This is a genomic window from Streptomyces sp. NPDC006335 (assembly GCF_040612795.1).
Taxonomy (GTDB): domain Bacteria; phylum Actinomycetota; class Actinomycetes; order Streptomycetales; family Streptomycetaceae; genus Streptomyces.
Map to the genome: position 1 here is coordinate 92,342 of NZ_JBEXQX010000025.1, position 22,048 is coordinate 114,389.

Below are 22,048 nucleotides of genomic sequence, written 5' to 3' on the forward strand. Positions count from 1 at the left end.
TCCAACCCCCATCTTCCTCACGCCTATGTCCCGGGATCTTGACGGGCCTGATGTTACCGGTAACATCAACCTTCATGTCCTCGACACTGGCGCCCGCGCGCACTCCGGTCTTCAGCCCGGCCGCAGTGGTCGCCTCCTGCGTCGGCTTCGTACTGATCGGCGCGCTCCAAGCGCTGTACGGTCCGGCGATCCCCGCGTTCCGCGAGGAGTTCGGCCTCTCTCCTTCCGCGGCCGGACTGGGGCTGAGCGCCCACTTCGTGGGCGGGGTGGCCGGTGTCCTGCTGTTCGACCGGCTCTTCGGCCGCGTCGGCAACCGACGGATCCTGGGCGCCTCGTACCTGCTGATGGCGTTCGGCGCCGCGGGTTTCGCGCTCGCGCCGAACTGGCCCGTCGCCCTGACCGCCGCACTCCTCGCCGGTCTCGGCTTCGGCGGCATCGACTACGGCCTCAACCAGCTCTTCGCGGTCGGCTTCGGACACCGTTCCACCGCCATGCTGAACATCCTCAACGCGCACTTCGGAGTGGGCGCGATCCTCGGTCCGGCGCTGATCGGCGTGGTGGGCGCCGGGCGCTATCCGGCGGTCTTCCTCGCTTTCGCGCTCGCCAACCTGCCCCTGCTGCTGTGCCTGAAGGGCGTACGGGACCGGGCGCCGCAGCCGTCCGGCCCGGATTCCGACTCCCCCGGCGTCCTCCGCCGCAGTCTGGCCTCGGTGCTCGGCGTGTTCGTCGCGCTCTACGTCCTGCACGTGGGCATCGAGGCGGGCGTCGGCGGCTGGGAACCCACCCATCTGGAGACCGTTGGATACGGCGCCGGGGTGGCCGCGACCGCCACCTCCGTCTACTGGCTGATGATGACCGTGGGCCGTTTCCTCGTCGCCCCGATCGCCCTGCGATATTCGGCGCAGGCCATCGTCACCGTGTCCTGCGCGGGCATGACGGTCTGTCTGCTCCTGGCATCCGTACGGGAGTTGGCGCCCTACGCGTACGCGGGTGTCGGTCTGTTCATCGCGCCCATCTTCCCCACCGGCCTGCCCTGGCTGCACCGGGCCGCCCCCGGCGCCCGACGGGCGGGCGCCCTCGTCATCGCCGCCTCGATGATCGGCGGTGTGGCGGCGGGGCCGGCCCTGGGCAGGGCCATCGAGTGGTCCGGCGTCCGGGCCGTCCCGCTTCTCCTGAGCGCTGTCTCGGCCCTGTGCCTGGCCGCCACGCTCTGGCTCGTCCGCAGCACCCGAACCCGCTAAACAACCGAACTCCCGCTGACTCGAAGGGTTGCCCCGCATGCCCGCTCTGACGACGTCCTCCGACGGTTTCCTCCTGCACGGCGAGCCGTTCCGGATCATCTCCGGGGCCATGCACTACTTCCGTATCCACCCCGACCAGTGGACCGACCGGCTGCGCAAGGCCCGGCTGATGGGCCTCAACACCGTCGAGACGTATCTCCCCTGGAACCTCCACGAGCCCGAGCCGGGGACGCTCGTCCTGGACGGCTTCCTGGATCTGCCCCGCTGGCTGCGCCTCGCCCAGGACGAGGGTCTGCACGTCCTGCTGCGCCCGGGGCCGTTCATCTGCGCCGAGTGGGACGACGGCGGTCTGCCCGCCTGGCTGCTCGCGGACCCCGACATCCGGCTGCGCAGCAGCGACCCCCGGTTCACGGCGGCGTTCGACGGCTACCTCGACCGGCTCCTGCCCGCGCTGCGGCCGTTCATGGCCGCGCACGGCGGTCCGGTGATCGCCGTGCAGGTGGAGAACGAGTACGGGGCGTACGGCGACGACACCGCGTATCTCAAGCATGTCCACCAGGCGCTGCGCGACCGTGGTGTCGAGGAGCTGCTGTACACCTGCGACCAGGCGGGCGCCGAGCACCTGGCGGCCGGCACCCTGCCCGGTACGCTCGCCACGGTCACCTTCGGCAGCCGGGTCGAGGAGAACCTGGCCGCGCTCCGCGCCCACCAGCCCCAGGGCCCGCTGATGTGCTCGGAGTTCTGGGTCGGCTGGTTCGACCACTGGGGCGGCCCGCACCACGTACGGTCCGCCGCGGACGCCGCCGCCGACCTGGACCGCCTGCTGTCGGCCGGCGCCTCGGTCAACATCTACATGTTCCACGGGGGCACCAACTTCGGCTTCACCAACGGCGCCAACCACAAGCACGCCTATGAGCCCACCATCACGTCCTACGACTACGACGCGCCGCTCACCGAGAGCGGCGACCCCGGTCCCAAGTACCACGCGTTCCGCGAGGTGATCGCCCGCCACACGGCCACGCCCGACGAGCCGGCGCCCTCGCCCGCTCCCAAACTCCCCCTGACCGACGTCGACCTGGATCACCGGGCGCCGCTGCTGCCGTACGTCCGCGGGCTGTCGTCGACGACGACCGAGACCCCGGTGACGATGAACGAACTGGGCGTGCACACCGGTTACGTGCTCTACCGCAGCACGCTTCCGGGCTCGGGCGACGGTCTGCTGCACTTCCCGGGCGGGGTCGGGGACCGCGCCCAGGTCTTCGTGGACGGCGCCCCGGTCGGCGTACTGGAGCGGGAACGGCACGACGAGACCCTGTCCGTACGGGTCCCGCACGCCGGTGCCGTCCTCGAGGTCCTGGTGGAGAACATGGGTGGCGTCAACTACGGGCCGCGCATCGGGGCGCCCAAGGGGCTGCTCGGACCGGTGTCCTTCCAGGGCACCGAACTGCGCGGCTGGGAGTGCCGGGCCGTGCCGCTGGACGACCTGGCCGACGTGCCGTTCGGCCCGTCCGAGGCGACCACGGACGCGGTACCCGCCTTCCACCGGGGCACCTTCGAGGTGGACGGCCCGGCGGACACCTTCCTCTCGCTGCCCGGCTGGACCAAGGGCCAGGCCTGGGTCAACGGCTTCCACCTCGGCCGCTACTGGAACCGGGGCCCGCAGCACACCCTGTACGTCCCCGGCCCCGTGCTGCGCCCCGGCGCCAACGAACTGGTCCTGCTGGAACTGCACGCCACCACCGGTACGCGCGCCCAGCTCACCGACACGCCCGACCTCGGACCGGAGAGCGACTGATGGCCCACCCGCACCACCTTCGCGTCCCCTCCCCCGCCGGGCCTCCGCTGACCGGGCACCTGCCCTTCGCGGACGCCCCCGGGGTGCCCGACCCGATCGAGGTCACCAGTCGCTGGCTCACCCGCGGCGGCCGCCCCTGGTTCCCGGTCTCCGGCGAGTTCCACTACTCCCGCTACCCCGCGGGCGAGTGGGAGGAGGAGCTGCTGAAGATGAAGGCGGGCGGTGTCACGGCCGTGGCCAGTTACATCATCTGGATCCACCACGAGGAGATCGAGGGCCGCGTCCGCTTCGACGGCGACCGCGACCTGCGCCGTTTCGCCGAGCTGTGTGCCCGGCACGGCCTGGACTTCATCCCCCGCGTCGGCCCCTGGTCGCACGCGGAGGTCCGGGGCGGCGGACTGCCCGACTGGGTCCTGGCCCGCGACTGCGTGCCCCGCACCGACGACCCGGTGTACCTGGACGCCGTACGCCCCTGGTTCGCGGCGATCGCCGAGCAGTTGGACGGCCTCGACCGGGCCCACGGCGGTCCGATCGTGGCCGTCCAGATCGAGAACGAGCTCTACGACCAGCCCGGCCATCTGCTGACGCTGAAGCGGATGGCCCAGGAGGCCGGCCTGAGCGCTCCCCTGTGGACGTCGACCGCCTGGGGTGGCGTCCAACTGCCGCCGGACGAGCTCCTTCCGCTGTACGGCGGGTACACCGAGGCCTTCTGGACCGAGGCCGACGGCGGCTGGCCCGACACGTGCCGCAAGCACTTCTTCTTCACCCACCAGCGCGACGACGAGGGCATCGGATCGGACCTGCGCCCGGTGCGCGTGCGCGGCAGCGAGCCCGACGCGTTCGCGGACCGGTTCCCCTGGGCCACCTGCGAGTTGGGCGGCGGAATGGCGGTGGCGTACCACCGTCGGCCGTACGTCGACCCCGACGACATCGGGGCACTCGGCCTCACCAAGATCGGCTGCGGCTCGGTCTGGCAGGGCTACTACATGTTCCACGGCGGCACCAACCCGGCGGGTGAGCTCAGCACCCTCCAGGAGTCGCACGCCACCGGCTATCCCAACGACCTGCCCGTCCTCACGTACGACTTCCAGGCACCCCTCGGCGAGTACGGCCAGTACCGGCGGACCTATCACGAACTCCGGCTCCAGCACCTGCTGTTGGCGGACTTCGGGCACCTGATCGCCCCCATGGGGTCCACGCTGCCCGAGCGGCGGCCCAAGGGGCAGTCCGACCGGGAGACCCTGCGCTGGGCGGTGCGCGGCGACGGCACCGCGGGCTTCCTGTTCGTCAACAACCACCAGCCGCACGAGCAGCTCCCGGATCACCCGGACACGTCGTTCAGGGTCGAATTCGGATCCGACGGTGGCGAGTTGACCCTTCCCAGCACTCCGGTCACGGTTCCGAGCGGCGCGTACTTCTGCTGGCCGCTGCGTCTCGACGTGGCCGGTCTGCGCCTGGAGTGGGCCACCGCCCAGCCGGTGTGCACGGTCGACGTCGACGGCCGTACGGTCCTGGTGCTGGCCGCCACGGACGGCATCGCGCCCGAACTCGCCCTGGACGCGGCCACGGTGGCGACCGTGCACACGCCCTCCGGCGAGGTCGCCCCGGTCGGTGGGCGGCTGCTGGTGACCGGGCTGCGCCCCGGCACCGACGCCCTCGTGGAGGTGGACACCGCCGACGGCGGGAGGGCCGGCCTGCTGGTGCTGGACGCGGCGACGGCCCGTACCGTCTACCGGGGCGAGGCCTGGGGTGCCGAGCGGCTGGTGCTGAGCGGGGACGGGGTGGTCTTCGACCGGGACGAGGTACGGCTGCACGGCACGGGGACGGCGACGTCGTTCGCCGTGCTGCCCGCCCCGGAGCGGGCGCCCGTGGTGGACGGAGAGACCGCTGAGGCGGTCGCGGACGGGGTGTTCACCAGGTACGCGGTCCCGGCCGCGTCGGCCGTCGAGGGCTCCCCGGCGGAGGTCACCCTCGTGCGGGCCGTCGGGCCCGCCCCCGAGGCCGTCACCGGTGTCCTGGGCCGGGCGAGCGCGCCGGCCGACAAGTACTTCGACACCGTGGCCGCCGAGTACCGCGTCGAGGTCCCGGACGGGCTGCCGTCCGGGACGCTGCTGCGGCTGCACTGGCACGGGGACGTGGGGCGGGCGTACGTGGGTGACACGTTGGTCGCCGACCAGTTCTGCGCGGGGCGGGTCTGGGACATCGGCCTGGACCGGCTGCCCGCGGGCGCGCTGCGCGCCGAGGGTCTGCGGCTTCGGGTGCTGCCGCTGCACGAGCGTGCGCCGGTTCACCTGCCCGAGCAGGCGCGTGGCGAGCGGGGGACGGCCGCCGTCACGCACGCCGAGTGGATCACCCGGCACACCTGGTCGGTCCTGGCCGGCTGACCTGCCCGGCCCTCTTTACCGGCCCGCCTATGCTGTGCTCCCGGGCGGGCCGGCACCGCCGTACCTCCACCGCCACCACCACGTCTAGGAAACCGTCACCATGACCTCAAGCGCCGCCGAGGGAGCCGTTCCGAAGGGGCGCAGCCGACGCAACTTCGCCGGCTCGCGCCCGGTGATGGACGACGTGGCCCGGCTGGCCGGTGTCTCCAAGCAGACCGTCTCCCGGGTGCTCAACGAGCACCCGTCCGTCCGCCCCGAGACCCGCGAGGCGGTCCTGACGGCCATGCGGACCCTCGGCTACCGGCCCAGCCGCAGCGCCCGGTCGCTGGCCAGCGGGCGGACCCGGATGCTCGGGGTGATCTCCTTCGACGCGGCCCGCTACGGACCGGCCGCGATCCTGACCGCGATCAACACCGCCGCCCAGCAGGCCGGTTACCTGCTCAGCTCCATCGCCCTGGACTCCGCCGAGCACGACACGGTCGTCGAGGCCGTCGACCGGCTCTGCGCCGAGGGCGCGGACGGGGTGATCGCCATCGCCCCGCAGCTGTGGGTCGGCCACGCCCTGGCGGACACCCGTCTGGACACTCCGCTCGTGGTGCTGGAGAACGGCTTCGACCCCGAGAGCGAGCGGGTCACCGGCGACTCCCGGGAGGGCGCCCGCAAGGCCACCGAGCATCTGCTGGGGCTCGGCCACCCCACCGTCTGGCACATCGCGGGGCCGAGCGGCTGGACCTCCGCCGACCAGCGTCTGGCGAGCTGGCGCTCCACCCTGGAGGCGGCCGGCGCGCCGGTCCCCGAGCCGCTGTTCGGCGACTGGAGCGCCGACTCCGGCTACCACCTGGGCCGCAGGCTGGCCCGGCGCGAGGACGTCACCGCGGTGTTCGTGTCCAACGACCAGATGGCCCTCGGCGCCCTGCACGCCTTCCAGGAGGCGGGCCGCCCGGTGCCGGACTCGGTCAGCGTGGTGGGTTACGACGACATCCCCGAGGCCGCGCATCTGCTGCCGCCGCTCACCACCGTGCGCACGGACTTCGCGGAGATCGGCACCCGGTGCCTGCGGCTCCTGCTGAGCCGGATCGACGCCTCGGCGGAACCGCCCCGTCCCGCCTCGCTCGTCCCCGTCGACCTCGTCGTCCGCGCGAGCAGCGGACCGGCGCCGGGACGCTGAGAGCGGCCCCGCTGCCCAACCTCACCGTCCCGAACCCGTGGACGCCCGGACGACCATGTCGATGGCCACCGTGCCGATGGTGCCGCTCGGCGCTTCGCCGGCAAGGATCCCGCAGAGCAACCGGACGCATTCCGCGCCCATGTGACGGGGCCTCAGGTCGATCGCCGTGATCGGCGGCTCCGCGGTCCGCATCGCCAGGCTGTCCACGCAGGACGCCAGCAACAGATCCTCGCCCACGACCCGGCCCGCCGACCGGATCTCGGGCAGGACGGCCGCCGCGGCCCCGTCGGCCGCGCACACGATCGCGTCGGTCTCCGGCTCCTCGGCGAGCAACTCCCCCACGACGGACCGGAGCACCTCGGGTGGGGCGCCGAACGGCGCTTTGCGCAGCAGCGGCCGGACGCCGTGCCCGGCGCACCAGCGGGCGTAGGTGCGCTGGAGGGTGAGGGCCCAGTCGGCGGTGGTGTCGGAGGCGATCAGCGCGGGCCCGCGGGCGCCCCTGGCCCGCAGGTGGTCGAGGAGTTCCGTCAGTGCCGTCTCGTGGTCGGACCAGACCACCCCGGCCGGCCGGCCCTCGCCGCCGTAGCGCTCGGCCGTGACGACCGGGAGCCCCGCGTCCATCAGCTCGGCCACGACCGGGTTGTCCGGCATCGGGTCGCACAGGATCAGCCCGTCGGCCTGCGGGAGGCGGCCGGAGGACACCAGGGTCACGTTCAGCCCGGCGCGCGCGGCCTGCTCGGCGACGCCGAACACGAACGACATGTAGTACTCGGCGCCGGTGAGGAACTCCGGGATGTGCAGGGCGACGGTGTCCGTCACGGAGGTGCGCAGGCTGCGGGCGCTGCGGTTGGGCGTGTATCCGAGGCGCCGGGCGGTGTCCAGGACGGCCCGGCGGGTCGCGTCGGAGACCCGGCCGTGGCCCCGCAGCGCGTCCGACACGGTGGTCTTGGACACGCCCGCTCCCCGGGCGACGTCGGCGAGGGTGGCGGACGCGCCCGATCCGGCCGGCTTACGGGGACTCCTGGCCGCCACCCTCCTCACCAGCCGTGGGTCAGCACGTCGTCCAGGGCGGTGACGAACACGTCGGCGCTCTGCCGGGTCAGGCACAGCGGCGGCTTGATCTTCAACACGCACTGGCGGTCCGAGGTCGGCTGGACGATCACGCCGAGCTCGCGCAACCGGTCGCAGATCGCGGCGGTCTCCTCGGTGGCCGGCTCCAGGGTCTCCCGGTCCCGGACGAACTCGACGCCCAGATACAGCCCCGAGCCGTGCACCGCGCCGATCAGCGGGTGCCGGGCGGCGAGCTCCTCCAGCCGCCGCTTCAAGTACCCTCCGGTCTCCCGGGCGTTGTCCTGGAGCCGTTCGTCCCGCAGCGCGTCCAGCACGGTCAGCCCGACCACGCTGCTGACCGGACTGCCCCCGGCCGAGGAGAAGAAGTACCCCTGGGTGCGGTAGGCGTCGGCGATCTCGCGTCGGGTGATCACAGCGCCCAGCGGATGCCCGTTGCCCATCCCCTTGGCCACAGTGACGATGTCCGGCACGACACCCTGCTGCTCGAACCCCCAGAAGTGGGTGCCGAGTCGCCCGTAGCCGACCTGCACCTCGTCCGCGATGCACAGTCCGCCGACGGCGCGTGTCGCCTCGTAGACCTCGCGGAGGTAGCCGTCGGGGAGGGGGATGCCGCCCGCGTTGCCGTAGAAGGGCTCGCAGATGAAGGCGGCCGGCGGGCGGCCCTGCGCGGCGAGTTCGGTGATCCGCGCGGCGGCCTCGGAGCCGTACCGCCGTGCCTCGGCGCCCCGGTGGCGGCCGCGGTAGGAGTTGGGGGCGGCCACCGTGTGGATCCAACCCGGGCGCGAGGAAAGGGCGTTCGGGTTGTCCGCGATCGAGGTGGAGACCGCGTCGCTCGCGTACGTCCACCCGTGGTACGCCTCCTCGACCGCGACCGTGTCCTGCCGCTCGGTCGCCGCCCAGGCCAGGCGCAGGGCGAGGTCCACGGCCTCGGAGCCGCTGTTGACGAGGAAGACGGTGTCCAGTTCCGTGGGCAGGAGCGCGGTGAGCCGCTCGGAGAGTTCCACGACCGAGCGGTAGTGGAAGCGGGAGTTGGTGTTGAGGCGCCGCCACTGCCGGTGCACGGCGTCGCTGAGCGCGGGGTGGCCGTGGCCGAGGATGGTCACGTTGTTGAGCATGTCGAGGTAGCCGCGGCCCTGGTCGTCGACGAGGTGGTGGCGCCAGCCGCGTTCGATACGGGGCGGCTCGTCGTAGTAGTGCTCCTGGACGGTGGCGAAGGCGCGGTCGCGGCGGTCGAGGAGGTCCTGGTCGGCGGACGGCTCCACGGGGGCCCGCCCGGTGATCAGTGGCGTCGGATCCGGGCTCACCGCCAGCCAGCCGGCGGCCAGGTCGGGGGTCGCGAAACGAGGGGGACGCCGGTCGGTGAGGGTCGACAGGCCGAGGCCGAGGGTGTGCCTGCCGTCCCGCCCGGCGACGGTGCCGAGACGCTGTCCGGCGGCGACCGGACCGGATGCGGGCGGGCCTTCGACGCCGTACAGCCACAGGACGGGCCCCTCGCCGCGCAGGTCGAGCGTGCCGTCGGCGTGCCGGGTGAGCGTGCCCGCCCAGGGCGCGCGCACCTCCAGGGGGTCGGCGAGGTGCAGGTCGACTCCGAGGGCGCAGGTCGCGGGGGCGGCCGTGGTGTCGATCGTGGTCCTGGTCAGGCGGAACTCGCCGTGCCGGGTGCGGGCCGCCGGCCGGCCGGAGGCGAGGGCGGCTTCGGCGTCCGCCTCCAGCCAGCGGCCCGTGTGCAGGTCGTCGCTCCGCGCCGAGAGGTCGAGCACCGGCAGGTCGTCGGGCAGGTCCGGCAGCATGCGGTGGGCGGGCTCGACGGCGACCCGGGGCAGGGGGCGTCCGAGGGCCTCCCGCACCTGGGCCGTCATCACCTCCGCCGGGACGGAGACGGCCGCCTCGAACATGGCCCATTCCCGGTCCAGGGCGGCGGACGCGTAGCCGTTGCCCGGGTCCTGGAGGACGTCGTACTGCCCGCTGACCACCATGACGGCCGCCCGCAGCACGATGAGCGGCCACAGCGCGGCCGCCTCCCCGTCCGAGAGCGGGCGTACGGCGTCGAAGGCGCGGACGGCGGGGAGGACGGAGGCGGGGCCGGCGCCGTGGTGATGCAGGACGGACGTGCAGGTGACCGCCAGTTCCGCCACGGTCCAGCCGGTGCCCAGATCCCCGAAGTCGATCACGCCGACGGGCATCCGCCGGCCGTCCCGGGCCGTCTCGCACACGACGTTGTTGTCGGTGATGTCACCGTGCACGAACTGGACCGGCAGAAACTTCGCGTGGGGTTCCACGTGGGCGTACGCGGTGCGGGCGGCGCTCAGCACCCGGTCGGCGCGGTCCCGGTCGGGCCAGTGCGGGGCGAGGGCCTCGATCACTTCGAGGGCGTTGCGCAGGTCCCACGGACGCAGGCGGTCGGGGTCGGGGGCGGTGAAGTCGGCGAGGGCCGCGGCGATCCGCCCGGACAGTTCGCCGAGGCGGGCGACGACCGCGGGGGCGAGGTAGCGGCTGTCCATGATCGGCTCACCCGGCACGAAGTCCAGCAGCCGGCAGGCCAGTTCGGTTCCGTCCGCGAGGAAGGGCTGCACGACGTCACCGTCGGTGCCGGGGACCGCCCGGGGCAGCCGGACGCCGGGCAGCGCACGGGCCAGGTGCTCCACGGCGTCGCACTGGGTCCGCAGTTCGGCGGTCCCGGTGGCCGGGTTGGCGACCTTGAGGACGTACTCCCCTGCCTCGGCGCGCACCCGGTAGTTGCGGTCCTGCTGGCTCCCCAGGTCCCGCACGGAGCCCCGCACCCCGAACCGGGCCGCCAGCTCGGCCGACGCCGTGGCTTCGTCGATCGGTGCGACGGGTCGCACCAGCCAGTCCGTGGACGGCAGGCCCATGGGTCGCTCCGCTTCCGCGGCGAGGTGCCGCCGCTTCCCTGCCGGAACGTTCCGGCACACGTGTGGCGACGACGGTAGGCCGGACCGGGCTCACCGGTCAACGTGCTCCTCGTCCTCACGGCCCTCACGCGGCACAGATCGCCGGGATTACGTCGTGGGATACGGGTTACCCGCCTCTTGGGTCTCTGGGGAGCCGCGGCGGCGGCCCACGGTGGCTTGTCCCGTGTGTGCCCGCGGTGTGGGGCTGCCGGCACACGGCGTCGGCCCGCTCAGCACGTTCGAGCGGGCCGACGCGCGACATCACTGACGCATCGGATGCCCTCTTTCTCCGTACCGCCTACGGCCAGTGGCGCAGGAACAGCGCCGGGACACGACGTGTGAGCCAGGCACCGGCCAGGCCGATCGCGGCGCCGACGGCGACATCACTGGGATAGTGGGCGCCGGACTGCACCCTTTCCACGGCGACCAGGGCGGCCGGCACCGCGCACAGCGCGCCCGCGACCGGCCAGGTCGGCGCGACGGCGGCGGTGAAGGCGACCGCGGCCGCCGTGTGCCCGGAGGGGAACGAGGACGAGTCGGGGCGGTCGGCCACCTCGTCGTGCGGGATCCACTCCGCGGGCGGCCTGGGGCGGTCGGCCAGTTGCTTGCACAGGCCGTTCGACACCAGTTGGGCCACCGTCAGGGCCCCCATTCCGGCGGCCGCAGCACGTCGGCCCCGCCACCCGCCCTTCCACGCCATCACGGCGGCCGCGCCGCACCACAGCTTGGAGCTCTCCGCCGTCTCCTCCACCGCCGACAACACCTTGCCGACGCCCGGCGGGATCCGGGAAGCCGCCCGCCGTGTCAGAGCCCCGTCGACCTCACACAAGTCCGTCAGCAACCTCATGACCTGCGAATGTCCCAAGCTCCCCGAGATAAGCCGCCAGAATTCCGATCCGTCCGTCACCCGCCGTGCGCCGGTCCCGAGTCGTCCAGCCTGCGCAGGTCCTGCTCGTCCCACGTCCTGGTGTCGCGCGGCTCCGTGTAGGGCTCCTTGTCCGGCGGCAGCCCTCCGGCGATCGCCCGCTGCCGGACGGTCTCGGCGTCGAACTCCAGGCCCAGGAGGATCGCCAGGTTGCTGATCCACAACCAGACCAGGAAGACGATGACACCGGCCATGGTGCCGTAGGTCTTGTTGTACGAGGCGAAGTTGGCCACGTAGAACGCGAAGCCGGCGGAGGCGACCAGCCAGATGAGGAGGGCGAGGAAACTGCCCGGGGTGATCCACCTGAACCCCTTCACGCGGGCGTTCGGGGTGCCCCAGTACAGGAGCGCGATCATGATCGTGACCAGGACCACCAGGACGGGCCACTTGGCGATCGCCCACACCGTCAGGGCGGTGTCGCCGATGCCGAGTGCCGAGCCCGCCTTGTTGGCCAGGGTGCCGGTGAACACGACGATCAGGGCGCTGACGACCGCGAGCACCATCAGGACGACCGTCAGGCCGACCCGTACCGGAAGGATCTTCCAGATCGGGCGGCCCTCCGGCATGTCGTAGACCCGGTTGGCCGACCGGATGAACGCGGCCACGTACCCGGACGCCGACCACACCGCCAGGACGATGCCGACGATCGCCATGACCGACCCGACGCCGGCCTTGTTCTGGAGCTGCTCGACGGCCCCGGTGATGATGTCGCGGGCGGAACCCGGCGTGAACTGCTTGAGGTTCTTCAGCACCGTGTCCGTGGCGGACTTGCCGGTCAGGCCGAGCATCGACACCAGGACCAGGATGGCCGGGAAGAGCGACAACAGGCCGTAGTACGTCAGCGCAGCGGCCCGGTCGGTCAGTTCGTCGTCCTTGAACTCCCGCATGCTGCCCCGCAGCACCGCTCCCCACGCCGTCTTCGGCAGTTGCGTCGGCGTGTCCGGGGCACGCTCCTCCACGGCGGGCCCGGGGCCCACCTCCTCCGACGACGGGACCTCGCGCTCCGGAGCCTCGTCGCTGCCGTGGCGGTCTTTTCGTCCTGGCAAATGCAGCTTCATGTCGGCCGGGTACCCCCGGAGACCCGCCCAATCAGGCCCTCATGGGGGACGTCGACGCGGTGGGCATCCGCCCACCCGCCCCGTTCACCCGCCCCGTGCGGCGACCGCGGATCGGGGCCGCCACGCGGCGGTGTCACGCCGCGTCGAGGCGGCGCGCGGAGCGTTCGGCGGGACTGCGCCCGGCAGTGGAGCGTTCGGGGCTTGGCCCGGTACCGGAGCGTTCGGCAGGACCGCGCTCGGCACGGGCGGGGGCGGTGCCGCGGACCAGCCGCAGATGACGCCTCCTCGCATGACGGGGCGTCGACGACCTGGCCGACAACCGGTCCTCGATGCGGTCCATGGCGTACAGCAGCATCCCCAAGGCGGGCAGCAGCGACACGGCGACGGCGATCACAACGCGGGTTCCCTCCCGGCCGACAACATCGAGCCGGGTTCCCCGCACGGGCCGTCCAAGCGCCCGGACCGGAAACTCCTGCTTCCCCTCCAGCCCCAACCGCCTTCCCTCAAACCTTACTTCATCTCTTGACGTAAGTGGTCCATACCTTTAGGTTCACGGGTCAGCCAGACCCCCGCGACACCCCACCCCCCATGAAGGGCCGCGCATGCACACCCTTACGCGCCTCCGCAGATCCGGCGTCGCCACCCTCGTCACGGTGGCCGCCGCTTCCGCCCTGACCTCCGTCCCCACCCCCGCCGTCGCCGCCACCGCGCTCCCCGCCGGCTTCTCTGCTGTCATGAACGCGGCAAGTGGACGGTGTCTGGACGCCAGGTCCGCCGCCACCGCCAACGGCACCGTCGTCCAGCAGTACGCGTGCAACGGCACCACGGCCCAGCAGTGGAGCTTCACGGCCACGAGCGACGGCTACGTCCGCATCGACAACCGCAACAACACCGCCCACGTCGTGGACGTGGCCGACGTCTCCACCGCCGACAACGCGCCCGTGCACCTGTGGGCCTACGGCGGCGGCGCCAACCAGCAGTGGCTGCCCGTCCACGAGGGCGGCGGCGCCTACCACTTCGTCAACCGCAACAGCGGCAAGTGCCTGGACGACCCGGGCGCCTCCACCGCCGACAGCGTGCAGTTCGTGCAGTACACGTGCAACGGCAGCGCGGCCCAGCGCTTCCAGGTGGTCCCCGTGACCCAGTCCGCCACGAACCCCGACCTCGGCCCCAACGTGGTCGTCTTCGACCCGTCGATGTCGTCCTCGACCATCCAGTCGAGGCTGAACTCGATCTTCCAGCAGCAGGAGACCAACCAGTTCGGCTCCCAGCGCTACGCCGTCCTGTTCAAGCCCGGCTCCTACACCGCGGACGCCAACGTCGGCTTCTACACCCAGGTCGCGGGGCTGGGCCTGACCCCGGACGCGGTCACGATCAACGGGGCGGTGCACGCCGAGGCCGACTGGTTCCAGGGCAACGCGACCCAGAACTTCTGGCGCGGGGCCGAGAACCTGTCCGTCAACCCCACCGGCGGCGGCGACCGTTGGGCGGTCTCCCAGGCGGCGGCGTACCGCCGGATGCATCTGCGCGGCAACCTCGCCCTGGACGACAACGGCTGGTCAAGCGGCGGTCTGCTCGCCGACACGAAGGTCGACGGACAGGTCAACTCCGGCTCGCAGCAACAGTGGTTGACCCGCAACTCCCAGCTCGGCAGCTGGACCGGCGCCAACTGGAACATGGTCTTCGTCGGCAGCCAGGGCGTCCCCGGCACCACCTTCCCCAACCCGCCCCACACCACGGTCGCGCAGTCCCCGGTCAGCCGGGAGAAGCCGTTCCTGTACGTCGACGGCGACGGCGCCTACAAGGTGTTCGTGCCGTCGGTGCGGTCCAACTCGACGGGCACCAGCTGGGCGAACGGCACCCCGTCCGGCAGCTCCCTCTCCCTGGACACCTTCTACGTCGTGAAGCCGGGCGCGAGTGCCGCGGACATCAACGCGGCGCTGGCGGCGGGCAAGAACCTCCTGGTCACCCCGGGGGTCTACCACCTCAACCAGACCCTCCAGGTGAACCGTGCCGACACCGTCGTCCTCGGCCTGGGTCTCGCCACTTTCGTCCCGGACAACGGCGTCACCGCGATGAAGGTGGCCGACGTCGACGGCGTGAAGGTCGCGGGCGTCCTCTTCGACGCGGGCACCACCAACTCGCCCACCCTGATGGAGGTCGGGCCCACGGGTTCCGCCGCCTCCCACTCCGCGAACCCCACCTCCCTGCACGACGTGTACTTCCGCGTCGGCGGCGCGGGCGTCGGCAAGGCGACCACCAGCCTCGTGATCAACAGTGACAACGTCATCGGCGACCACATGTGGATCTGGCGCGCCGACCACGGCAGCGGGGTCGGCTGGACCACCAACACCGCGGACACGGGTCTCGTCGTCAACGGCGACAACGTCACCGCGTACGGCCTGTTCGTCGAGCACTACCAGAAGTACCAGACCGTCTGGAACGGCAACGGCGGCCGCACGTACTTCTACCAGAACGAGATGCCCTACGACCCGCCCAACCAGGCGGCCTGGATGAACGGTTCCACGCAGGGCTACGCCGCCTACAAGGTCGCCGACTCCGTCACCGGCCACCAGGCCTACGGCCTCGGCAGCTACTGCTACTTCAACGTGAACCCGGGCGTGGCCGCGGAACGGGCCATCGAGGCGCCGAACTCCGCCGGGGTGCGATTCCAGAGCATGGTGACCGTCTCCCTCGGCGGCACTGGCACCATCCGGCACGTCGTCAACGGCACCGGCGGCCCGTCCAACTCCTCGACCAACGTGGCGAACCTGACCAACTACCCGTAGAACTCCGCGCCCTACGGCCGCCCCTCCTCACCCGGGGGGGGCGGCCTCCCTCACCCCCGCGAGGAGCGCGCCCGGCCGCCCTGCGCTACATCGCGTCCCCCGGGCCGGGGCCGGGCTGGTAGCCGCATCCGAAGAACACGAACTGCCCGGGCTGGACACGCACGTCCGTCCGCTTCCAGTGGTAGATCCCGCTCTGCTCGCTCTCGTAGGTGAAGCTTTCTCCCGCCTCGATGGTGACGACGGGATCGGCCGTCACGTCGCCGAAGGTCCCCCAGACACCGTCATCCGCGAATCCGTCGGCGAACCAGCGCTGTTGCAACTGGGCGCGAACGGTGTACGACGAGGTGTTGTGGACCTCCACGCTGTACGAGGACGTGTGAATCAGGTCGTCGCCCGTCTCCTCCCCGATCGAGGCCTTCACCTCCAGGGCGCGGGCCGTGGGGCAGTCCTCGCGCTGCTCGGTCGGTACCGGCTTGCTGTAGACGCCGTCGGTCACCGCGCCCATGCGTGCGGGGCAGTAGAAGGTGACCGCCTCCACGATGAACCCGGCCTGGTCGATCGGGTCGGTCAGGGCCAGGCCCACCGTGTCGGGCACGTCGTTCATGTCGGTTCCGGCGGTGAGTGCCTCGCAGACGGCCTTCGCGTCCGCCACGACGGCCCCGTGGAAGTCCGAGATGTCGCTGCCGCCGGGCGCGGACGACATGACGCCGTAGGACTCGGTGCCGCTCGGCCACGTGGAGAAGGGCGCGACGTCGCCCACGAACGCCGTGTCACGGGCCGAAGGAGAGCTGAACCGCGGAACCGCCACGTACGGCGGGCCGTCGCTCGGCGCGGAAGCGGCCGGGGACGCGTACGTCTTGACCGGAGCAGGTTCCGATCGCGGCCTGGCACCGTCCGTGTCCCGGGTGACCATCGCGGTCACTCCGACGACCAGCACGACAACAGCCGCCCCGGCCGCGACGATCCAACGCGGCCGGACCCCAGCGCGGGATCTGCCCCCGGACTTCGTCGCGCTCGGGGAGGCACGAGGCGGTTCCGTCTCGTCAGGTCTCGGCCCCGCCGCAGTCATGTCCGGCATCCCCCTGTCACCTACGACCCCCACGGCCCCCTCGGCCAAGGGTGATCATCCTAGAGCCCGACCTCCGACTCCGCAGCCCGCCTCGGCGCAGTGAGGCGCGACCGCCGCTGAGAGCCGCACAGCGGATCACGCCGAAGTGCCGGGTGCGCCCCGGCACTTCGGCCCTCATTCCCCGGTGCTCATGCGGGGTGCGCGGCAGCGGTGGTCTCGGTGGACCGCGCGAGCACTTCGCGCACCGCGTCCGCGAGGGCGGGTGCCGCGCTCGCGTCGGCGTCGGCGACGCCCACGCCGTAGCGGAACCGCACCGTCTCGCCGTCCTCGACGGTCAGTTCCTCGCTGAAGAACGGTGCCGGGTTCAGGCAGGCGAACTCCTCCGTGCGGGCGAACCACTGCGGCGGGTGATTGGGGTTGGCGGTGTCGTCGACCATGAGCACCAGCGACTCCAGGTCCGTCTCGTCGTGGCGGCCCGCGAAGGCCATCCACTCCATACGCCGCCCGCGCACCTCGTCGCCGCCCAGGCCCTGGTCGGTGACGAACTGTCCGCCGGTGAACGACCGCGGGCCGCGCCAGAACAGGCCGCCGTAGCCGGCGTTCTCCCGCCCTTTGGTGGTCGGCGATCCCATGGCGACGTCCGATCCGGAGACGTTCGTCATCCGTGTCTCGAACGTCAACGCCCAGGCGTCCGGGGAGATCAGGCTCGCCCGCAGTGTCCTGCGCTCGGTGAAGAACAGCGCGCCGGACTGGGTGACCCAGTCCAGGTCGTGAGCGAACGTCGCCGTGCCGTCGGACCGGTCGAGCGTGACGACCTCCCGGTGGGCCTGCGTGCCGTTGTTCTCCAACTGGACGTAGAAGCTGCCGTGGACGTATGTGGGTCCGCCCCAGAAGTTCTCCTCGCCGACGTGCGGCAGGGACCAGGCGATGCCCTTGTGCCACACGTGGTCGTGGGGGCGGAACAGGCTGACGACCTTGCCCGCGCGCGTGCGCAGGGGGTGCAGGTAGGGCTTGGGCGATTCCAGTTGTACGGTGTCCGGCCGGTACACGTAGTGGAACAGCTCGGTGTCGCCGTCCCGGACCGTGACCGAGGCGTCGAGGTCGTGTCTGATCTCCAGCGCGTTCATACGAGGGTTTCCTTGATCTGTTCCCACGGCACGGAGCCGCCGTCCATGCTGAGCGTGAAGGGGTCACCGTCGGTCAGCTCGCCGGCGGCGACGGGGACACCGCGGAAGGCCGAGGCGTAGGTCGCCGCCGCGAACTCCAGCGTGCGCCGCGCGTCCCGCAGGGAGACCCCCGGTTCCCGACCGGCGTCCCACGCGTCGAGGATGGCCTCGATCTGGACCCGGTGGCCGCTGGTGATGTCCGGTGCGTCGCCGTGGGTCCAGAGCTCCGCGAGCTCCTCGTGACCGGGGGCCGGGGTGAACCGCCAGTGCTCCTCGCGGTAGCCGTAGAGGTGTTCCAGTTCGACCGTGGCGTACTCGAAGTCGAAGCGCAGGCGTGAGGTCTCCCGGGGGGACAGCAGGGAGTTGACCACCGTGGCGAGGGCGCCGTTGTCGAACCGGACGGCGGCGACGGAGACGTCCTCGGTGTCCGTGGGCCGGGCCTGGCGCGCGGCGAGGGCGGTGATCCGGGACCAGGGGCCGAGGACCGACAGCATCAGGTCGAACTGGTGGATGCCGTGGCCCATGGTGGGGCCGCCGCCCTCGATGTCCCAGCGCCCCCGCCACGGCACCTCGAAGTACGCGTCGGGCCGGTACCACTGGGTCTCGCAGGTGGCGACCAGCGGCCGGCCCAGTGCGCCGGACCGGACGAGTGCGCGCAGGCGCACGGCCGCCGCTCCGTAGCGGTGCTGGAATACGGTCAGGACCCTTGAGCCGGTCTCCTCCTGCACGGCGGCCAGTTCGTCGGTCTCGCGCAGGCTCAGCGCCGTCGGCTTCTCCACCAGGGCGGTGACACCGGCCCGCATCGCCATGGAGGACAGGGGTGCGTGCGTCTGGGGTGGCGTGCAGATGTGCACGAGGTCGAGGTTCTCGCTCGCCAGGAGGGCCTCGGGGTCGTCGAAGACGTTCGGCACGGCGTATCGGTCGGCGAACTCGGTGGCGCGTGTCCGGTCGACATCGGCCACGGCGACCAGCTGGGCGCGTTCGCGGAGTTCGGCGAGAGCTTCGGCGTGGGCGTGGGCAATGCCGCCGGTGCCGATGATGGCCACGCGGTACTGCGGCCGGGAGCTGGGCATGGGTGGTTTCTCTCTCTTGGTTTCCGACCCGCTCTTCGCGGGGGCTCTTCCCGGGGGCCGTGGGGAGGGCGGCGGCCCCCGGGGAAGAGGTCACTTGGCCGCGTCGATCTCGCCCTGGAGTTCCTTGATGAAGGCCTTCGCGGCGGCTTCCGGCGAGGTCTTCCCGAAGTAGACCTCCTGGCTGTAGCGCTGCAGCTCCGGCTCGATCCCGCTGCCGCCGTTGGGGGTCACGACCGGCGACTCACCCGGTGTCACCGTGTTCAGGTAGTCGACCGCCTCCTTGTCGGGCCCGGTCAGACCGGCCTGGAGGTGCTGGAGCATCTTGCTGTTCGCGGGGGTCCCGCGCTCCGTCTTCAGGATGTCGGCGGCCGTCTGGTCGTTGAGCAGGAAGTTGACGAACTCGGCAGCCTCGGCCGGGTGCTTGCTCTGGCTCGAGACGGCCCAGTACATGGAGGGCTTGAGGAAGTTCGCCTTCGTGGTGCCGACGTGGGGCACCTGCAGCAACTTCAGATGCGCGCCCGTCGCCTGCTGCAACGCGGTGATCTGCGTGTTGTAGGCCCCGATCATGGCTGTCTTGCCGGTGGCGAAGCTGCCCGCGGTGATACCGGCGGTCAGGTCCTCGACCAGCGTCGAGGCCTTGACGCTGGCCCCGGAGGAGATCAGCTTCTGGCCGTACTTCCACATGTCGGCGAGCGCCGTCGGCTTGAGCGAGACGTTGCCGTCCTTGCCGAAGAGGTTGCCGCCCTGCTGACGGGCCCAGTACTTGACGCTGCCGGCGTCGAAGCCCGGTGCGCTGGACGTGCCGTGGATCTTGCCGCCGCTCTTGTCCGTCAGCTCCTTGGCGACCTTGGCGTAGTCGTCCCAGGTCCACGTCTTGTCGTCGGGGAGGGCCACGCCGTACTTCTTGAACAGGTCGGTGTTCACGACGACGGACATCACGCCGATACCGACGGGAAGCGCGTACTGCGTACCGTCGACCTGTCCCGTGGCGAGGGCCTTGGCGTCGAACTGCGAGGTGTCGACGAACTTCTTCGCCTTGCCGAGGTCGTACAGCGCTCCGCGGTCCGCGTACGACGAGAGGTAGAGCTCGTCCATCTGGACGACGTCGGGCGAGTCCTTGGCCGCGGTCGAGGTGGCGAGCGCGTCCCAGTAGCCGTTCCAGTCCTTGTACTGGCCCTTGACCTTGATCTTCGGGTACTTCTTCTCGAACGCCGCGATGGCTTCGTCGGTGAGCTTGGCGCGGGCGTCCGCTCCCCAGTAGGTGAGGCGGAGGGTGACCGGCTTGTCACTGAGCTTGGCCGGGGAGTCGCTGCCGGTGCCGGAGCAGGCGGTCAGTACGAGCGAGAGAGAGGCGACCGCTCCGATCGCGACGCGTCTGAAGGGGCTGGCTTCCATGTGCTTCTCCTGTGCGTGGAGTGTGGGTGAGAGGGATGGCTGCGGTGCTTCCGGGCGGCCGTGGCCCGGTCGCCCCCGCATGTCCGGCAGTGGCCCCCGGGTTACTTGCCGCCGGTGGTCGCGATGCCTCGCAGCAGGAAGCGCTGTCCGGCGAGGAAGACGAGGAAGACGGGTGCGAGCGACACCACGCTCATGGCGAACACCGAACCCCAGTCCGTCGCGCTCTGCTGGTCGACGAAGGCCCGCAGCGCGAGGGGGGTCGTGTACTTGTCCGGGTCCGTGAGGTAGATGAGCTGGGTGTAGAAGTCGTTCCAGGTCCAGATGAAGGTGAAGATCGCGGTGGTCGCCAGCGCGGGGACCATCAGCGGCAGGATGACGTGGAAGAAGATCCGCGGGTGGCCCGCGCCGTCGATCCGTGCGGCCTCGTCGATCTCCCGCGGGATGCCGCGGATGAACTGCACCATCAGGAAGATGAAGAAGGCGTCGGTCGCCAGGAACTTCGGCACGATCAGCGGCAGGAAGGTGTTGACCCAGCCGAGCTGCGAGAACAGGACGTACTGCGGAACGATGATCACGTGGACCGGCAGCATGATCGTGACGAGCATGATGGCGAACCACAGGCGCTTGGCCCGGAACTCCAGCCTGGCGAACGCGTAGGCGGCCAGGGAGCAGGCGAAGAGGTTGCCGAGGATCGCGCCGGTCACGACGATCAGCGAGTTGATCAGGAAGTGGCTGAACGGTTGGGAGAAGGCGTTCCAGCCGTTGCTGTAGTTCTCCACCCGCAGGTGCGTCAGGGCGAGGCCGGCGTTGCGGAAGATCTCGCTGTTGGGGCGCACGGAGCTGACGACCATCCACAGGACGGGGTACAGCATCAGCAGGGCACAGCCGGCGAGCAGGAGGTGCTTGAGGAGGGGGCGGATCCTGCGCTGGGCGCGGCTCGCCGTGGGTGACCGGACGGCGGGGGGCGAGGGGGCGACGGGGGGCGAGGGGGGTACGGCTACGGCGCGGTCAGTCATCGTAAAACACCCAGTACTTTGAGGCCCAGAAGTTGACGGCGGTGAAGAGCGCGACGATGAGCAGCAGGACCCACGCGAGCGCGGACGCGTAACCCATGTCGAAGTGTCCGAAGCCGCGCTGGTAGAGGTAGAGCGAGTAGAAGAGCGTGGAGTCGGCGGGGCCTCCGGTGCCGCCCGAGACCACGAAGGCCTGGGTGAACGTCTGGAAGGCGTGGATGATCTGCAGCACCAGGTTGAAGAAGATGATCGGTGTCAGCAGCGGGATCGTGATGCTGCGGAACTGGCGCCAGCGCGACGCGCCGTCGACGGAGGCCGCCTCGTAGAAGGAGGTCGGGATCTGACGCAGACCGGCCAGGAAGATCACCATGGGTGAGCCGAACGTCCATACGTTCAGGACGATGAGGGTCGACAGCGCGGTCGAGGGTTCCGAGATCCAGCCCTGCCCATGGAGGCCGAACACCCCGAGCCCCTTGTTCACCAGGCCGGTCGTCCCGAAGAGCGTGCGCCACAGCACCGCGATCGCCACGCTGCCGCCGATCAGTGACGGCAGGTAGAAGACGGAGCGGTAGAACGCCAGACCCCGCACTCCCCTGTCCAGCAGCAGGGCGAGCCCCAGGGCCAGCGCCAGTTGCAGCGGGACGGAGACCAGGACGTAGGTGAAGGTCACCTTGAGCGACTGGTGCAGCCGCTCGTCGTGGAGCATCCGGGTCCAGTTGTCGAGCCCGCTGAACTGCGGCGGCTGGAGCAGGTTGTACTTGGTGAAGCTGAGGTAGAGCGAGGCCAGCATCGGGCCGAGAGTGATCCCGAACAGCCCGAGGAACCACGGCAGGAGGAAGAAGAACGCCGCCTTGTTCTGCTGACGCGCGCCCCGTTGGGACCCGCGCAGCCGGCGTAGTTCGTTGATGGAGCTCACGGCACTGCTCCCTTGAGCGGCGGCATCGGAAACACAGTGGTGCGGGCCCGTCCCGGGCCCCGCGTCACCCGAAAAG

Annotated in this window: 16 protein-coding genes; 5 read left to right on the plus strand and 11 right to left on the minus strand. The window is 71.2% G+C overall.

What is annotated here, in order from left to right; translation table 11 throughout:
• The first annotated feature begins 74 nt into the window (after positions 1-74).
• The 4 genes from ABZ098_RS40830 to ABZ098_RS40845 all read left to right on the plus strand — a co-directional run bounded on the left by ABZ098_RS40830 (position 75) and on the right by ABZ098_RS40845 (position 6,588).
• Positions 75-1,241 carry an MFS transporter gene (locus ABZ098_RS40830; protein WP_356599376.1) on the plus strand — a complete coding sequence of 389 codons (1,167 nt, stop codon included), beginning with the start codon at positions 75-77 and terminating at the stop codon, positions 1,239-1,241.
• Between the two features lie 37 nt (positions 1,242-1,278).
• Complete coding sequence (locus ABZ098_RS40835) at positions 1,279-3,036, plus strand: beta-galactosidase (RefSeq protein WP_356599378.1); 1,758 nt, start codon at positions 1,279-1,281, stop codon at positions 3,034-3,036.
• Positions 3,036-5,420, plus strand: a complete 2,385-nt coding sequence (locus ABZ098_RS40840) for a beta-galactosidase (RefSeq protein ID WP_356599380.1) — start codon at positions 3,036-3,038, stop codon at positions 5,418-5,420. The genes ABZ098_RS40835 and ABZ098_RS40840 overlap by 1 nt, the downstream gene beginning before the upstream one ends.
• 100 nt (positions 5,421-5,520) lie before the next feature.
• Positions 5,521-6,588: a LacI family DNA-binding transcriptional regulator gene (locus tag ABZ098_RS40845; protein WP_356599382.1), complete on the plus strand. Its 1,068-nt coding sequence runs from the start codon at positions 5,521-5,523 to the stop codon at positions 6,586-6,588.
• 21 nt (positions 6,589-6,609) lie between these two features.
• Here the strand turns inward: ABZ098_RS40845 and ABZ098_RS40850 are convergent, their stop codons facing one another.
• The 5 genes from ABZ098_RS40850 to ABZ098_RS40870 all read right to left on the minus strand — a co-directional run bounded on the left by ABZ098_RS40850 (position 6,610) and on the right by ABZ098_RS40870 (position 12,945).
• Positions 6,610-7,629 carry a LacI family DNA-binding transcriptional regulator gene (locus ABZ098_RS40850; RefSeq protein ID WP_356599384.1) on the minus strand — a complete coding sequence of 340 codons (1,020 nt, stop codon included), beginning with the start codon at positions 7,627-7,629 and terminating at the stop codon, positions 6,610-6,612.
• Positions 7,626-10,529, minus strand: coding sequence for an aminotransferase (locus ABZ098_RS40855; RefSeq protein WP_356599386.1), 2,904 nt, complete (start codon positions 10,527-10,529; stop codon positions 7,626-7,628). Before ABZ098_RS40855 ends, ABZ098_RS40850 begins: the two co-directional genes overlap by 4 nt.
• Before the next feature lie 337 nt (positions 10,530-10,866).
• A complete protein-coding gene (locus ABZ098_RS40860) occupies positions 10,867-11,415 on the minus strand; it encodes a phosphatase PAP2 family protein (protein WP_356599388.1) in 549 nt (182 codons plus the stop codon).
• Between the two features lie 56 nt (positions 11,416-11,471).
• On the minus strand, positions 11,472-12,551 hold the full coding sequence (locus ABZ098_RS40865; RefSeq protein WP_356599390.1) for a YihY/virulence factor BrkB family protein: 1,080 nt from the start codon (positions 12,549-12,551) through the stop codon (positions 11,472-11,474).
• A gap of 133 nt (positions 12,552-12,684) precedes the next feature.
• Positions 12,685-12,945: a hypothetical protein gene (locus ABZ098_RS40870; RefSeq protein ID WP_356599392.1), complete on the minus strand. Its 261-nt coding sequence runs from the start codon at positions 12,943-12,945 to the stop codon at positions 12,685-12,687.
• A 208-nt stretch (positions 12,946-13,153) separates the two neighbouring features.
• On the opposite strand from ABZ098_RS40870, the gene ABZ098_RS40875 reads away from it, so the two are divergent.
• The gene (locus tag ABZ098_RS40875) at positions 13,154-15,340 is read left to right on the plus strand and encodes an RICIN domain-containing protein (protein WP_356599394.1); all 2,187 of its coding nucleotides are present in this window, start codon (positions 13,154-13,156) and stop codon (positions 15,338-15,340) included.
• Positions 15,341-15,425: 85 nt separating this feature from the next.
• Here ABZ098_RS40875 and ABZ098_RS40880 read toward each other — a convergent pair whose 3' ends face one another.
• The 6 genes from ABZ098_RS40880 to ABZ098_RS40905 form a co-directional block, all read right to left on the minus strand.
• Positions 15,426-16,277 (minus strand): DUF732 domain-containing protein, encoded by an 852-nt coding sequence (locus ABZ098_RS40880; RefSeq protein ID WP_356599396.1) that lies wholly within the window; start codon positions 16,275-16,277, stop codon positions 15,426-15,428.
• A 320-nt stretch (positions 16,278-16,597) separates the two neighbouring features.
• Positions 16,598-17,536, minus strand: a complete 939-nt coding sequence (locus tag ABZ098_RS40885; protein WP_356599398.1) for a PmoA family protein — start codon at positions 17,534-17,536, stop codon at positions 16,598-16,600.
• Positions 17,533-18,648 carry a Gfo/Idh/MocA family oxidoreductase gene (locus ABZ098_RS40890; RefSeq protein WP_356599400.1) on the minus strand — a complete coding sequence of 372 codons (1,116 nt, stop codon included), beginning with the start codon at positions 18,646-18,648 and terminating at the stop codon, positions 17,533-17,535. Before ABZ098_RS40890 ends, ABZ098_RS40885 begins: the two co-directional genes overlap by 4 nt.
• 90 nt (positions 18,649-18,738) lie before the next feature.
• Positions 18,739-20,043, minus strand: a complete 1,305-nt coding sequence (locus tag ABZ098_RS40895; RefSeq protein ID WP_356599402.1) for a sugar ABC transporter substrate-binding protein — start codon at positions 20,041-20,043, stop codon at positions 18,739-18,741.
• Positions 20,044-20,144: 101 nt separating this feature from the next.
• Positions 20,145-21,059: a carbohydrate ABC transporter permease gene (locus ABZ098_RS40900; protein ID WP_356599404.1), complete on the minus strand. Its 915-nt coding sequence runs from the start codon at positions 21,057-21,059 to the stop codon at positions 20,145-20,147.
• Positions 21,052-21,972 carry a sugar ABC transporter permease gene (locus ABZ098_RS40905; protein ID WP_356599406.1) on the minus strand — a complete coding sequence of 307 codons (921 nt, stop codon included), beginning with the start codon at positions 21,970-21,972 and terminating at the stop codon, positions 21,052-21,054. Before ABZ098_RS40905 ends, ABZ098_RS40900 begins: the two co-directional genes overlap by 8 nt.
• Between the last annotated feature and the right edge of the window lie 76 nt (positions 21,973-22,048).